Source organism: Streptococcus parasanguinis, from assembly GCF_901875555.1.
GTDB lineage: Bacteria > Bacillota > Bacilli > Lactobacillales > Streptococcaceae > Streptococcus > Streptococcus parasanguinis_H.
Genome location: NZ_CABFMD010000035.1, coordinates 61411 through 76646, shown reverse-complemented (window position 1 = coordinate 76646; position 15236 = coordinate 61411). Strand labels below are relative to the sequence as shown.

14 protein-coding genes are annotated in these 15236 nt (G+C 43.1%); 7 read left to right on the top strand and 7 right to left on the bottom strand.

Going from position 1 to position 15236, the window contains the following annotated elements:
- Positions 1–66 precede the first annotated feature (66 nt).
- Complete coding sequence (gene dtd, locus JX304_RS09365) at positions 67–510, top strand: D-aminoacyl-tRNA deacylase (protein ID WP_205012317.1); 444 nt, start codon at positions 67–69, stop codon at positions 508–510.
- Positions 511–531: 21 nt separating this feature from the next.
- Here the strand turns inward: dtd and JX304_RS09360 are convergent, their stop codons facing one another.
- On the bottom strand, positions 532–1185 hold the full coding sequence (locus JX304_RS09360) for a metal-dependent transcriptional regulator (RefSeq protein WP_205012316.1): 654 nt from the start codon (positions 1183–1185) through the stop codon (positions 532–534).
- Between the two features lie 124 nt (positions 1186–1309).
- Between JX304_RS09360 and JX304_RS09355 the strand changes: the two genes are divergently transcribed.
- Positions 1310–2335: a DUF3114 domain-containing protein gene (locus tag JX304_RS09355; RefSeq protein WP_205012315.1), complete on the top strand. Its 1026-nt coding sequence runs from the start codon at positions 1310–1312 to the stop codon at positions 2333–2335.
- Between the two features lie 298 nt (positions 2336–2633).
- Here JX304_RS09355 and tpx read toward each other — a convergent pair whose 3' ends face one another.
- From tpx to JX304_RS09335, 4 genes are all read right to left on the bottom strand, one after another.
- Positions 2634–3128: a thiol peroxidase gene (gene tpx, locus JX304_RS09350; RefSeq protein ID WP_205012314.1), complete on the bottom strand. Its 495-nt coding sequence runs from the start codon at positions 3126–3128 to the stop codon at positions 2634–2636.
- Between the two features lie 80 nt (positions 3129–3208).
- Complete coding sequence (gene fimA, locus JX304_RS09345; protein ID WP_205012312.1) at positions 3209–4138, bottom strand: metal ABC transporter substrate-binding lipoprotein/fibrin-binding adhesin FimA; 930 nt, start codon at positions 4136–4138, stop codon at positions 3209–3211.
- Entirely contained in the window at positions 4135–4992 is an 858-nt protein-coding gene (locus tag JX304_RS09340) for a metal ABC transporter permease (protein ID WP_205012310.1), read from the bottom strand. The genes fimA and JX304_RS09340 overlap by 4 nt, the downstream gene beginning before the upstream one ends.
- On the bottom strand, positions 4989–5711 hold the full coding sequence (locus JX304_RS09335; RefSeq protein WP_205012308.1) for a metal ABC transporter ATP-binding protein: 723 nt from the start codon (positions 5709–5711) through the stop codon (positions 4989–4991). The genes JX304_RS09340 and JX304_RS09335 overlap by 4 nt, the downstream gene beginning before the upstream one ends.
- Positions 5712–5859: 148 nt before the next feature.
- On the opposite strand from JX304_RS09335, the gene JX304_RS09330 reads away from it, so the two are divergent.
- Positions 5860–7755, top strand: a complete 1896-nt coding sequence (locus JX304_RS09330) for a M13 family metallopeptidase (protein WP_205012306.1) — start codon at positions 5860–5862, stop codon at positions 7753–7755.
- Positions 7756–8038: 283 nt separating this feature from the next.
- Here the strand turns inward: JX304_RS09330 and JX304_RS09325 are convergent, their stop codons facing one another.
- Positions 8039–9352, bottom strand: coding sequence for a DUF1958 domain-containing protein (locus JX304_RS09325; RefSeq protein WP_205012304.1), 1314 nt, complete (start codon positions 9350–9352; stop codon positions 8039–8041).
- Between the two features lie 202 nt (positions 9353–9554).
- On the opposite strand from JX304_RS09325, the gene leuS reads away from it, so the two are divergent.
- The 4 genes from leuS to JX304_RS09305 all read left to right on the top strand — a co-directional run bounded on the left by leuS (position 9555) and on the right by JX304_RS09305 (position 14456).
- The gene (gene leuS, locus JX304_RS09320) at positions 9555–12056 is read left to right on the top strand and encodes a leucine--tRNA ligase (protein WP_205012302.1); all 2502 of its coding nucleotides are present in this window, start codon (positions 9555–9557) and stop codon (positions 12054–12056) included.
- 99 nt (positions 12057–12155) lie between these two features.
- Positions 12156–12611, top strand: a complete 456-nt coding sequence (locus JX304_RS09315) for a MarR family winged helix-turn-helix transcriptional regulator (RefSeq protein ID WP_205012300.1) — start codon at positions 12156–12158, stop codon at positions 12609–12611.
- A gap of 57 nt (positions 12612–12668) precedes the next feature.
- The gene (locus JX304_RS09310; RefSeq protein WP_205012299.1) at positions 12669–13901 is read left to right on the top strand and encodes an acyl-CoA thioesterase/bile acid-CoA:amino acid N-acyltransferase family protein; all 1233 of its coding nucleotides are present in this window, start codon (positions 12669–12671) and stop codon (positions 13899–13901) included.
- A gap of 141 nt (positions 13902–14042) precedes the next feature.
- Entirely contained in the window at positions 14043–14456 is a 414-nt protein-coding gene (locus tag JX304_RS09305) for a YjdF family protein (protein WP_200772903.1), read from the top strand.
- A gap of 53 nt (positions 14457–14509) precedes the next feature.
- Here the strand turns inward: JX304_RS09305 and JX304_RS09300 are convergent, their stop codons facing one another.
- Positions 14510–15235 carry an energy-coupling factor ABC transporter ATP-binding protein gene (locus tag JX304_RS09300; RefSeq protein ID WP_205012298.1) on the bottom strand — a complete coding sequence of 242 codons (726 nt, stop codon included), beginning with the start codon at positions 15233–15235 and terminating at the stop codon, positions 14510–14512.
- Between the last annotated feature and the right edge of the window lies 1 nt (position 15236).

Below are 15236 nucleotides of genomic sequence, written 5' to 3'. Positions count from 1 at the left end.
CTGAAGTCGATGTTCTTTGAAGGCTAGCAGTGAATGTCCAATAGATTTATAAAATAGGTTTATAAAATGAAATTAGTGATTCAACGGGTCAAGAGTGCCTCGGTTTCCATTGATGGTCAAGTCTACAATGCGATCCAGCAAGGTTTATTGCTTCTAGTGGGGATTGGGCCTGAGGATGGCCAGAAAGATTTGGAGTATGCGGTAAGAAAAGTATCGCAGATGCGTATTTTCTCTGATGAGGAAGGCAAGATGAACCGTTCGGTCAAAGATATCCAAGGAGAAATTTTGTCGATCTCTCAATTTACCCTCTTTGCGGATACCAAAAAAGGCAACCGTCCTGCTTTTACAGGGGCTGCCAAGCCAGATATGGCCAGTCAGTTATATGATGACTTTAATGATCAATTAGAAAAAGAAGTCCCTGTCAAACGAGGGATCTTTGGAGCCGATATGGCGATTGAATTGATCAATGATGGTCCGGTGACGATTTTACTAGATACCAAACATCCATAAGAAAGAAAACATGCAGTCGAGTTAGACTGCATGTTTTTCGATATAGAGTTGTTGGGCGATCACTTGGTTGATCGAAATTTCTTGTTCATGGATAACCAAGTGATAGAGACCTGTGTAGTCATCGTACCGTTGAAACGCGATGGTATCACCAATTTGGAGATGGATCTGGTCTAAGAATTTTAACAATTCATAGGTGTCATAGACCCTTTGCAGAATATACAGACCAGGTTGGGTCGTTTCACTGAGACGGTCTTGGTAGGCTTCGACCAGCCGTTCACCTTTTCTTGGAATTGTCCCACCGTGAGGGCAGGTCTTAGGAGTTCCAAGCATGTGATCCAGCCGGTCGATGAAATGTTCAGAAACGGTATGCTCGAGAACTTCTGCCTCTTCATGGACTTCTTCAGTTGTGTAGCCAAGATTTTCCAGCAGAAATACTTCAATCAAGCGGTGCTTGCGGTAGAGATCAGAGACCAATTGCGAGCCTAGATCTGTTAGCAAATACCCACTAGCCTTGTCCTTCAACAAGAGGCCCTCAGAAACCATGCGCTTAATCATCTCGGTCACAGCGGGCGGAGAGACCTGCATGCGACTGGCGATTTCCTTATTACTGATTTTTTCTACTTCTGTGCCAATTTCATAAATGCACTTGAGGTAATCTTCTTTGTTTGGTGTCATGCTTTCCTCTTTTCTTCGCTTACTTCTAGTATATCAAAAAAATCCTCAAAAACGCTAATGGAGTTCTGAGAATTGTCTCAAACTTCAAAAGATGGTAGTATAGAAGCATAGAAAGGACGGCGCCATGAACAGACGGGAAATAGCGAGACTAGGTTGGAGAGAGCATAGTTTAGCCTATCTAGAGAAGCACTTGCAGGGATACAAAGATCCACAAGCCTACCAAGAACAATACCAGTCTGTCTTTTTCTTTGCCAGTCCTCTATTTCAAAAAATGTGGGAGAAAGAACTTCAAAATTTGGATGAAGTGGCTGCCCAAGACTTGCTGAGGGGAGTCATGAAACTGCTTCTCATGCCATGTGATTTGTCTAGAAGCTGTGAGGAAACGGCTTTCTTATTGAGTAGGATAGCTCCAGATTGTCCGCCAGGCTCTGACTTTTGGAAGGCTTTCTCACACGTCGTGCAAATCGCCTTTGAAAAGGATCACTTAGCAGATCAGTCGGGAGATCAGCTCTTGAAACGCCAGGTTCACCAGTTGCGCTACCTACTTTCCAGTTACCAAGCCCAGTGGATTCGGACGCATGAGGCCAGAGCTGGACAGACTGACGAGGAGGCTTTACAAGCCTACCTACAGGAGGCTAGAGCGACCACGGTGGATGCTTATGCAGCAGCTCGTCTCCACAATAAGGTCTCCGTGACATCAGATGGTCACCTTCATTATCCTTCAGGGGCCTCCCAACAAGTCAATTTCAAGGTCTTGTTAAATTTCCATACGGAGTATATTCTCGATCAAGCCGGGCGTTTTCTCAATGAAGTCGATCCAGTCGAAGTTTCTGAAAATGGCATTGTCAATGGGGCTAGTTTTAACTACGGGTTGGCTAGGGGCCGGACCCATAAGGACTTGGATATTGATCCCGTTAAAGCTTGGGATCCACCTTTTCGAAAGCAGGTCCTCTATCAGCAGGGTATTCGCTATCTAGCTCCTAAAAATGATCGCAGTGTCGAAGGCTACTGGAGTCGAAAAGGAGTCTTTGCACAAGGAGGCAAGAGCTACAAGCAACAAGTGGCACAGCGCGTGCGAGTCTTTCTTAGAGGCATCCCTCGCTTGCGCTGGCGAGTTCTCCTCCAGAATGGACTCCATCGGATTTTATAGTAGTCCTCTTTCGGATTGAAGAAAAAGGACTCTTAGAAACTTTCCTTAGGTGAGTACGGACGTCAGCGAACTTCGTAGAAGTTCCATGACTAATTATTGGGCCTAAGGTCTCAATAATTCCGAGTGCCTGAAACAATTATGTTCCAGGCACTTTTCTCACGGCGGAAAGTTTTAGTGTATGTTGAATGAACCTAATAGTGTCCACCTCATTTTAATTTTTTTCAGCATCATTTAGGTTCTTTTATGTAAAAGTAGTTTGTTTATGTTAAAAAAAGAGGTCGCAGACCTCTTTTTTCATTTATCCCAGTGCTTTGACAGCTTCGATTGCAGCGTCGTAATTTGGCTCACTGTTGATGTTGTCTAGGTATTCAACGTAAGTCACCTTGTTATCAGCATCTAATACCAAGACAGCGCGTGCGAGCAAGTGCCATTCATTGATCAAGAGGCCATAGGCTTTTCCGAAGGAATGGTCGTAGTAGTCTGAGAGCATGATGGCATTGTCGAGCCCTTCAGCAGCGCACCATTTTTTTTGAGCAAAAGGAAGGTCAACAGAGACCGTCAAGACGACAGTGCCTTCCAAGTCAGATAAGGTTTGATTGAAGTGACGCGTTTGAGTGGAACAGATCCCTGTGTCAATAGAAGGGATCACGCTGAGGACCTTTTTCTTGCCAGCAAAATCAGCTAACGATTTCTTCTCCAGAGCGGGAGTGATCAATGAAAAATCATGGGCAATTTCCCCTACTTGAAGTTGAGACCCAGTAAAGGTAACAGGATTTCCTAAAAATGTTGTCATAGAAAAGACTCCTTTTTTATTTTTATTGTACCCTAATGGAGATGAAGGAGCCACTGATTTGTTTAGAAAATCTGAAGGTCCTACTGACTCAATCCTTCTGCGATCTTGTCTAAGTTCCACTTCATCATGCTGTAGTAGCTATCGCCCTTTTCTCCTTTTTTGGCAATGGAATCCGTGAAGATCTTTGCATGGATCGGGATATGGGTATCCTTAGCCACAGTTTTCATAGGGCGTTCATCGACACTGGATTCGACAAAGAGCGCTGGGACCTTGGTTTGACGGAGCTTTTCTACCAGCGATTTAATTTGGTCAGGTGTGCCTTCTTCTTCCGTATTGATTTCCCAGATATAGGCAGATGGGACGCCGTAGGCTTTGGAGAAGTACTTGAAGCAGCCTTCGCTGGTTACAATCATCTTCTTCTCTTCTGGGATATTGTTGAATTTTTGTTTGGCTTCTTGGTCGAGCTTGCTGAGTTTTTCAGTATAGGCGGTTAGATTTTTTTCGTAGAAGTCCTTATTTTTCGGATCTTTGGCGATCAATTGCTTGGCAATGTTTTTAGCGTAGAGGATCCCGTTTTCGAGATTGAGCCAAGCGTGAGGGTCTTCTTTTCCAGATTGGTTTTGGCCTTCCAAGTAGATGACATCAACTCCGTCGCTAGCAGCGAAATAGTCCTTATTTTCTACTTTATTGGCATTTTTGACCAATTTAGTGAACCAGGCATTGCCACCGGTTTCGAGGTTGATCCCATTGTAGAAGATCAGGTCTGCTTGCGAAGTTTTTTTGACATCTTCTGGTAGCGGTTCGTATTCGTGCGGGTCTTTGCCGACGGGAACGATACTGTGCAGCTCGATCTTATCCCCAGCTATATTTTTGGTGATATCTGCAAGGATGGAGTTGGTGGTGACCACTTTCAATTTACCAGAAGCTCCAGAAGAAGAGCCTTTGCTACAGGCCAACAGACCAAATAAGAGCGCCACAAAGAGGGCGAGGATAGAAGCGATTTTTTTCATGTGTTTCTCCTTTTATGAGATGAAAGAGCGTGCCTGTTCTTTCTTTGCTTAGGAGCGATAAAGAAGCTGATGAGAAAGAAGACGGCAGAAGTGAGGACAATACAAGACCCAACGGCGATGTTGAAACTATAGCCAATAAAGAGTCCCAGGATGGAGGCTAGGGCACCTAATCCGGATGAAAGGAGCATCATGGACCAGAGGCTATTGGTGTAGAGATAGGCTGTCGCAGCGGGTGTGATGAGCATGGCGACGATGAGAATGGTCCCGACACTTTGCATAGCAGTGACAGAAACCAAGGTCAAGAGTACCATGAGGAGGTAGTGATAGGCCTTGACCCGAACACCCATGGATTGGGCCAGAACGGGATCAAAAGAAGTGAGAAGCAAGGGACGAAAGAGCAGGACAATCACCAGTAAGACCGCCACACCAATACCAATGGTCATCCACATATCCTGGTCTTGCACGGCCAAGATATTTCCAAAGAGGATGTGGAAAAGGTCGGTGGAACTTTTAGCGACTCCAATCAAGATGACCCCTAAGGCGAGGAAAGAAGAAAAGGTAATTCCAATCGCAGTGTCGCTCTTGATGATGGAGTTGCTCTTGATATAGGTGATGAGGACAGAAGCTAAAAGGCCAAAGACAATGGCGCCAATAAAGAAATTGATGCCCAGGATAAAGGAGAGAGCCACCCCTGGAAGGACCGCGTGTGAGATGGCATCTCCCATGAGAGACATACCTCGTAAAATAATGAAACATCCGACCACACCAGCAACAATTCCGATGGCGATAGCAGTAATAAGGGCGTTTTGTAGGAAATGAAATTGTTGTAATCCATCGATAAATTCTGTAATCATCCGACTCCACCTCCTATAAAGAGTTCATGGCCGTAGGTGGCATGCAGATTTTTCTTGGTAAAGGTCTCCTCTGTTTTTCCAAAAGCAATTAGCTTGCGATGAAGGAGGAGGACTTGATCAAAGTAAGCTGGGACCTTGCTAAGGTCGTGATGGACGATCAGGATGGTCTTGCCTTCTTTTTTCAAGGTTTTTAGTGTCTGCATAATGATGTCTTCGCTAACGGAGTCAATCCCTGCAAAGGGCTCATCCAAAAAGATGACATCTGCTTCTTGGACCAAGCAGCGGGCGATCAGGACCCGTTGGAATTGCCCTCCTGAAAGTTGGCCAATCTGGCGATCTGCTAGATCAAGAAGATTGACAAGCTTCATCGCATTTTCCACCTTTTGGAAATCTTCTTTGCTTTTTCTCCTGAAGATCGAAAGGTGGGGATAGAGACCCAGTGAGACACATTCTCGTACTGTGATGGGGAAGTGGAAATCAATAGCTGTTTTTTGCTCGACGTAGGCTACTCGTTGAAGAGCTTGGCTGAGATCTTTTTGATCTAGCTGGACCTTTCCTGAATGAGGAAGAAGTCCCAGCATGGCCTTGATTAGGGTTGATTTTCCAGCCCCATTGGGGCCAAGAATGCCTAGGATAGTCGGGCCCTGGATGGTGAGGGAAAGGTCCTCTAGGGCCAGCGTTTGCTGATAAGTAACACGAAGGTTTTCAATTTGAATCATGAGTTTCCTCCTTTGCTATTAATATACATGAATAAAAAAATTAAGTCAAGTTAATTTATAAAATAATTTAACTTAAATCACTTGAAATCATTGAAAAAAGTTCCTATTTTTGATAAGGTTATTACAAAAGAATGAAAGTGAGAAGATCATGGTACGTTTACAAGATGATTTTTATGATTACGTCAATGGGAAATGGGCTGAAACAGCAGTCATTCCTGATGACAAACCGTCAACCGGTGGTTTTATGGACTTAGATCGAGACATCGAAAACTTGATGTTGGATATTACTGGAAAATGGCAAAGAGGAGAAGAATTGCCTGAAGACAGCATTCTGCAAAACTTTGTCAAATACCACAAAATGGTAGCAGATTTTGATGCACGGGAAGCAGCCGGTGTCGCTCCAGCTATGCCCTTGATCAATGAAATCAAGGCTCTGACTTCTTTTGAAGACTATACCAGTAAGCTGGGAGCCTATGAACTAGCTGGCAAACCAAATCTCATGCCATTTAGCGTGTCACCAGACTTTATGAATGCCCAAATGAATGTCTTGTGGGGAGAAGCACCGGCTCATATCTTGCCAGATACGACCTACTATGAAGAAGGCAATGAAAAAGGCCCAGAATTACTGGCTATCTGGCGCCAAATGATGGAAAAACTCTTACCAAAATTTGATTTTTCAGAGGAAGAAATCAAGGATATCCTAGATAAAGTCATTGCGTCAGATGCAGAATTGGCCAAATATGTCTTGTCAAATGAAGAAAGATCCGAGTACAACAAACTCTACCATCCTTATGAGTGGGCAGATTTCAAGGCCTTGATCCCAGAACTGCCACTCGATACCTTCTTTACTGAAGTGATCGGACAAACACCAGATAAAATCATCGTGCCAGAAGAGCGTTTCTGGAAGGAATTCGCACCAACATTCTACTCAGCAGCCAACTGGGAAACGATTCATGCAAGATTGAAACTCAGTGCAGCCGTAGATTGGACTTTATTCTTGACCGAAGAAATCCGTGTTTTGGCTGGTGAATATAGTCGTACGATTGCAGGGATTCCAGAACCTCGTCCAAAAGAAAAAGCAGCTTTGGCCTTGGCAGAAGTACCTTATAGCCAAGCGCTTGGACTCTGGTATGCGGGTGAAAAGTTCTCACCAGAAGCAAAAGCAGACGTAGAGCATAAAGTAGCGACCATGATTGAGGTCTACAAGGCTCGCCTAGAAAAAGCAGACTGGCTCGCTCCTGAAACCCGCGAAAAAGCCATTGTCAAACTCAATGTCATCACACCACATATCGGCTACCCTGAAAAATTACCAGAAACGTATGCCAAAAAGATCATCGACGAAAGCAAGACCTTGGTGGAAAATGCTCAAGCCCTTTACGAAATTTCCATTGCCCATAGCTGGAGCAAGTGGAACCAACCAGTCGATCGGAGTGAGTGGCATATGCCAGCTAATATGGTCAATGCCTACTATGATCCGCAACAAAACCAAATCGTCTTCCCAGCAGCAATTCTGCAAGCTCCTTTCTATGACCTTCACCAATCATCATCAGCCAACTACGGCGGAATCGGTGCGGTTATTGCCCATGAAATTTCGCACGCCTTTGACACGAATGGCGCTTCCTTTGATGAAAATGGTAGCTTGAAAGACTGGTGGAAACCAGAAGATTACGAAGCCTTTACCGCTCGGACCCAAAAGGTTGTTGATCAATTTGAAGGCCAAGACTCATACGGTGCTAAGATTAACGGGAAATTGACCGTTTCGGAAAACGTGGCAGACCTCGGAGGGATCGCTGCAGCCCTTGAAGCCGCTAAGAAAGAAGCAGACTTCTCCGCAGAAGAATTCTTCACCAACTTTGCTCGCATCTGGCGGATGAAAGCTCGGACAGAGTACATGCAACTCCTCGCAAGTGTTGATGTGCACGCACCAGGAAAACTCCGTACCAATGTTCAATTACCCAACTTTGATGAATTCTTTGAAGCCTTTGATGTCAAAGAAGGAGATGGCATGTGGAGAAAACCAGAGGATCGTGTAATTATTTGGTAAATTAAGATAGGAGAGACGATTCGGTTTACCGAAATTTCCTGCAGAAAAATAGGAAATCAATGCCGCATTCCATGAATGTCAATTGATTTATCTTTTTTCAAAAGGAAGTAGTCTCGACTTCAATTAAAAACTATTCGAGAATGAAAGCGACTGATGACATGATCGGAGCTGTAAGAAGATTTAGGAATCTAGGTTCCATATGACCTTATCTGAATGATAAAATACAAGAAAAAAGAGTTGAGACAGTTTTTCTGTCTCAACTCTTTTTTAGGATGTAGTACAACTATTTCCTTCTATTTGGATCCGTTTGTTTAAAGATTAGGTATAAAATTCCAGCGGGTAGGAAGCAGAAGATCCACATGATATCGAATCCTTTTCTCTTGTTGCTGGAGTTTGTTGGTTGGGAATCGCTGATCGCGATTCCAGGCTTGATACTTGGGGAGACCTGCTTCAAGCCGTTTTGAACCACCAGTCGCTTGTTTTCTAGTTTGATAGCTGGTTTGGTACCTTTTTTGACGGTTGCATAAAAGTCTTTTTCCAAGTGAACAGTATGGCCATCAATTTCGTGGTCACCTGCAGAGAGGACCTTTTTATATTGATAATCCGCAAACATTTTCTCAGCTAAGGCATTTCCGATTTGATTGCGGTAGCTTTCTGCGATTTCAACATCATAGTTCCCAACCCCTAGGATCACTTCGATGATCCGTTGCTTGCCTCGTTTGGTGGTTGCCGTGTAGTTGTAGTCCGCAGTTGGGCTCGATCCAGTCTTGAGACCATCTGTTCCCTTAAGTTCAAACTTCCCGCCTTCTAGCGAGGTATTGTAGTTGTCATAGCTTTGCTCATATGGCGTACCTGGCATGATGGTCGTGTGGGCCTGTTTGGTGTATTCCAGCATTTCCGGCAAGTCATTGACAATGTGATAGGCAAGGATCGACATGTCTCGCGCTGTAATCTCATTATTGGCGTTCAAGTCGTGGTGTTGTGGATTGTAGTAGCCCTGTAAGACGGAAATCATCGCCCCGTTTGGGTTATTCCATTTGGTATGGACCATGCCCATTTCTTGCGAGTACTGATTCATCAACTCTAAGAATTTGTCTGGATCATTGTCTGTGACAAGATTAGCCAGCATAATCACAGCAGCACTTGAAGATGGAACAAAGAGCATCTTGAGTAATTCGGATACCTTATACTGGACACCGGCAACAATCGGAGAATTGCTCAGAAGGTTATTTTCTGAGATGGCTTGGTCCGCTTCGGTCGCAGTGACAACGGTATCGTAAGTGATTTTTCCTTCTTTGATTGCCCGAAAAACCACGTAAGCACTCATGAGCTTGGCCATGCTTCCGGAATCGCGAACAGTATCAATATTGTCCCCGTAGAGGATGGCTCCAGTATTAGCATCAATGACAATGTCTGCTTTGGGCTTGTAAAAGTTATCAAAGTTTAATCCAGCATCGGATGCAATTTTCATCACATCTTCTTGCTGGTAGATGTCGTCCGCAAAGGCAGTGGAAATGGATCCAACTGTCATTGTTCCCACAAGTAGGCCTAAGAGGGTATGGTTTCGTAGTTTTTTAAAGAATCTCCAATCAATCATAGCCTCTATTATACCATACAGTGAGGGGATGTGAAAGAGTTTCAAGTCTAAAAAAAGGATTGGTGAAAAGGCAATTCTGTTTCAAAATAGAGACGAGGGGGCCATCACTTCCCTATCTGTTTCCGCCTTTTTCTTTGGTGGATCCTTTAAAAATCGCTTAAAAATGGTATAATAAGAGCATCACGAAAATTGGAGAGACGCTATGAGTTTTTACGATCATAAAGAAATCGAGCCTAAGTGGCAAAAATACTGGGCTGACCATCACACTTTTAAGACAGGAACAGACGCCTCAAAACCTAAGTTTTATGCATTGGATATGTTCCCTTACCCATCTGGAGCGGGTCTGCACGTAGGACACCCAGAAGGTTATACAGCGACGGATATCCTCAGCCGTTTCAAACGTGCACAAGGCTACAACGTCCTTCACCCAATGGGTTGGGATGCCTTTGGTTTGCCTGCAGAGCAATATGCGATGGATACTGGTAATGACCCAGCGGAATTCACAGCGGAAAACATTGCTAACTTCAAACGCCAAATCAATGCGCTTGGTTTCTCTTACGACTGGGATCGCGAAGTCAATACAACAGATCCGAACTACTACAAGTGGACGCAATGGATCTTCACCAAACTTTACGAAAAAGGCTTGGCCTATGAAGCTAAAGTGCCAGTAAACTGGGTTGAAGAATTGGGTACAGCCATCGCCAACGAAGAAGTCCTTCCAGATGGAACTTCTGAGCGTGGGGGTTATCCAGTTGTCCGTAAACCAATGCGCCAATGGATGCTCAAAATCACTGCCTATGCGGAACGTTTGCTGGCTGATTTGGATGACCTTGACTGGCCAGAGTCTATCAAGGATATGCAACGCAACTGGATTGGTAAATCAACTGGTGCCAATGTCACCTTCAAAGTGAAAGGGACTGATAAGGAATTCACCGTCTTTACGACACGTCCAGATACCCTTTTCGGAGCAACCTTCACTGTTTTAGCTCCTGAGCATGAACTAGTAGATGCTATCACAAGTTCAGAGCAAGCTGAGGCTGTAGCGGACTACAAACACCAAGCTAGCTTGAAATCAGACTTGGCTCGTACCGACCTTGCCAAGGAAAAAACAGGGGTTTGGACTGGTGCTTATGCCATCAACCCTGTCAATGGGAAAGAAATTCCAATCTGGATTGCCGACTATGTTCTTGCTAGCTACGGAACAGGTGCCGTTATGGCCGTACCTGCCCACGATGAGCGTGACTGGGAATTTGCTAAACAGTTTGACCTTCCAATCGTAGAAGTGCTTGAAGGTGGAAACGTTGAAGAAGCTGCTTATACAGAAGATGGCCTTCACGTCAATTCAGATTTCCTAGATGGCCTCAACAAAGAAGAAGCGATTGCTAAAATCGTGGCTTGGTTGGAAGAAAAAGGTTTTGGTCAAGAAAAAATCACTTACCGTCTTCGTGACTGGCTCTTTAGCCGTCAACGGTACTGGGGTGAACCAATCCCAATCATTCATTGGGAAGATGGAACTTCGACAGCCGTTCCAGAAAGTGAATTGCCACTTGTCTTGCCAGTCACCAAGGACATCCGCCCTTCAGGTACTGGTGAAAGCCCACTAGCTAATTTGACAGACTGGCTGGAAGTGACTCGTGAAGATGGCGTCAAAGGTCGTCGTGAGACCAATACCATGCCACAGTGGGCAGGTTCAAGCTGGTACTACCTCCGCTATATCGATCCACATAACACAGAAAAATTGGCTGATGAGGACCTCCTCAAACAATGGTTGCCAGTCGATATCTATGTGGGTGGTGCAGAACACGCCGTGCTTCACTTACTTTACGCTCGTTTCTGGCATAAATTCCTCTATGACCTCGGTGTCGTTCCAACTAAGGAACCATTCCAAAAACTCTTTAACCAAGGCATGATTTTGGGAACCAGCTACCGTGACCACCGTGGGGCTCTTGTGGCGACTGACAAGGTTGAAAAACGTGACGGTTCCTTCTTCCATGTGGAAACAGGAGAAGAATTGGAGCAAGCACCAGCTAAGATGTCGAAATCCCTCAAGAACGTGGTGAACCCAGACGATGTGGTGGAACAATATGGTGCTGATACCCTTCGTGTCTATGAAATGTTCATGGGACCACTTGATGCTTCCATCGCTTGGTCTGAAGAAGGTCTGGAAGGAAGTCGTAAGTTCCTTGACCGTGTGTACCGTTTGATTACAAGTAAAGAAATCGATGCGGAAAACAATGGTGCTCTAGACAAGGTTTATAACGAAACCGTTAAAGCTGTCACAGAGCAAATCGAATCCATGAAATTCAACACAGCCATTGCCCAACTCATGGTCTTTGTCAACGCAGCTAATAAGGAAGACAAACTTTATGTAGACTATGCAAAAGGCTTTATCCAATTGATCGCTCCATTTGCCCCTCACTTGGCAGAAGAACTCTGGCAAACAGTCGCAGCAACAGGGGAGTCTATCTCTTACGTAGCTTGGCCAACATGGGACGAAAGCAAATTGATTGAAGACGAAATCGAAATCGTCGTCCAAATCAAAGGAAAAGTCCGTGCCAAACTCATGGTCGCAAAAGACCTTTCACGCGAAGAATTGCAAGAAGTGGCTCTGGCTGACGATAAAGTCAAAGCAGAGATTGACGGTAAAGAAATCGTGAAAGTGATTGCGGTACCGAACAAGCTTGTAAATATCGTAACGAAATAAATTTAAAAGTCCTTCGGAGCTAAGCTCTGGGGGATTTTTTTGCTCTCATTGACAAGAAAATGTAATTTTGTTAATATAGTTAACAAAATGGAGAAGACTATGAATAAGAAAGCCTTGCTTAAGTTTAATAATCGTTTTAACAGCTTTGTTTTAGCCTTTGAACAGTTGAAAAAGGCTCAGCATAGGAACAGTATTGATAAATCAATCACTATTAATGATGTTCATTTGATTGACTTGATAGGTCGCAATCAGCCTGTGAATCTAGTAAGCTTATCTGAGTTACTTAAAGTCTCAAGAAGTGCTATTACTCAGAGTGTTGGACGTTTAACCAAGAAAGATCTCGTTGTTTTTAAATTTTCACCGGATAATGAAAAAAATAAATATCTGAGATTATCTGAAAAAGGAATTAAAGTTTTTAACATCCATAAAGAGCAGCAAGAACATATTGAAAAAGCCATCTTTTCAGTTTTAAGAAACTATAGTGAAGAGGACATTCAAATAGTTATGAAACTGATGGATGACGTTGAAGAGGTATGGCGAGAGTTACCGTGGTAAAATCTACGGTAATTTTAAAATTGTATTGTTAATTGTATTAACAAAAAAGAGGAAGATATGAATATACAAATTGAACTGATCTCAGAGTCTGAGTTAGCAGACGAATCTTTTAATATTGTCATCGATGGCTTAAAACCAAGAGAAACCTATCGAGTCGAAATGTATTTATTCGATTATTATTGTATCAATGCTCCTATGCTTTTAGCTCATGATGTTTTATGGAAATCAACAGCGACTTTTGTATCAGATAAGAATGGTATTATTGATATTTCACAAACTCCATCTTGTTCTGGCTCTTATGAAGGCATTTCAACAATGGGACTATTTTTTAATGCCAAGCCCTTGACCAATAAGAGAAAGAAACTTTCGAACACTCTTTCTGAAATTCCCTTATTAGATCATTTTTTTGTGGATATCAAAATTATGCAAGGAAATACTGTCATTGCAGAGAGAACTTTCACAAGACATTACATGAGTTCGCAAATTAGTCATCAAGATATTTACGGGAAACATTTTCAAGGGAGACTCTTTTATGATAAAAAGGCAATAAAAGCACCAGCATTGATTATTGTGAGCGGTAGTGAAGGAAGGATTGAAAAGGCACAGAATATAGCTCAGCTTTTATCTTCTAGAGGTTATATTTGTCTAGCAGTTGCCTACTTTGGTTTAGAGGGGTTACCAAAACATTTGGAACGCATTCCTTTAGAGTGCCTTGTGGAAGCAAAGAATTATCTACGTCAGTATCCTCAAGTAGATAGTGAAAAAATTGGAATCTATGGACGGTCTAAGGGAGCAGAATTCGTTTTAGCTGAGGAGAGCCTTTTTAATGACGTTCAATGTTTGGTACTAAATTCACCCTCTGATGTGATATATGAAGGGATAAAAGGGAAATGGAACTCTCATACTTCTTCTTGGACACATTTGAAAAAAGAACTTCCCTATCAAAAGTTTCGACTTGGAGATTATCTATTCAGTAAATTTTTTAGAAAAACCTTCCCTAAAGATTGCTCTGCTAGGATAGATATTGGTCAAATGCATTCACCAATCTTATTGCTCGGAAGTACTGTTGATGAAATATGGGATGCCTCGTCAGCAATTGATGATATTGTCTCACATTATAAAGGCCACTACATTACATTTAAAAAATATCATGAAACAGGTCACATGTTGACGGTGTCTTATCAACCAAATCATCGTTATCGAAAAGATTGGTGTTTACTGATGGAAGAGAGTAAGGATTCTTGGTTGGCTACGATTCATTTTTTTGATAGGCATTTGAAGAAGCAATAAAAATAGATTACAAATATGCTATAATAGTTCCAACTAAGATAAAAACACAGTTCTGGTTGGTAGTCCAGACGTAGGCAAGCCTATCAGTAACCTTCCTCCTTGGTTGTCCATTCTTAGGGATAGATTTAAGGAGGTGCTGTCGTGGAAACAATTTCAATTGGATTGACAGTTTATTTTGAAGATGGATTTTGGCATGGTTTGTTCGAACAAGTGTATCGAGAAACTTATCAAGTTTGTCGTGTGACATTTGGTCAGGAGCCAAAAGATGATGAAATTCTAGAGATCTTACAGACTCAGTTTACTCAATTATCTTTTAGTCCAGAAGCTATAGTTAAGCAACATGTAAAAATCAAGAATCCTAAACGATTACAGCGAATGGTAAGGAAACAAGTAAATCAGAAAGTTTCTTCCAAGTCGAAAGAACTATTGCAGTTGCAGTATGAGGAAAGGAAAAAGATTTCAAAACATCAATCTAGTGTCCAAAAGCAATTGCTCAAACAAGAGAAATTTGAACGCAAACAGCAAAAACGAAGAGAGAAGCATAAAGGACGTTGACCCTTGTCTCTCTCATAAAAAAAGCTTCGGTAGGACGTACCTACCGAGGCTTTTTAACATGTAGTGAAGGATTGTTGAATAGCTGGGTTATTTTCCCAATCAGCTCGATCGTAGCTGCCTGTGATGGTGTGTTCTTCAGAAAAGAGGAGGACCCGTTCGACAATCGGTGCGATTTGCTCGAAATGGTGGGAGGAAATCACAATTGTTTTTCCGGCTGTTTTGAGTTCTTGCAGCAAGGCGACAATCAGCTTCTGGTATTTTGGCGAGAGGCCGTTAAAGGGCTCATCAAAGAGCAATAGACTAGGATTCATGGTGAGGACACTGGCGATAGCGACTAGTTTCTTTTCGCCACCAGAAAGATGGTAGGGAATACGATCTCTTAGGTGTTCAATCTCTAGAAGACCGAGCGTATCCTTGACGCGTTGGTCGACTTCGGACTCGGCTAAGCCTAATTGACGTGGTCCAAAAGCCAGTTCATCATAGACGCTTGTATTGAACAATTGGGTATCGCTGTTTTGAAAAATGAGTCCAACTTGCTGGAAGAGTTGCCCAGCACGATGGGGATCTTTCAAGAAGTCTTGGTCAATGGTCCAGTCCTTGAAGTGGTACTGACCAGACGAGAGGGGCAAGAGCCCAACTAGAATTTTAAAGAGGGTCGATTTTCCAGCTCCGTTTGGGCCCATCAAGCCCACGGTTTCCCCTTTTTGAATCTGGAGTTGAATATCGTGGATACCAGTTTCTTCGGTATAGTGGTAATTTCCATCCTGAATGGTAATCATA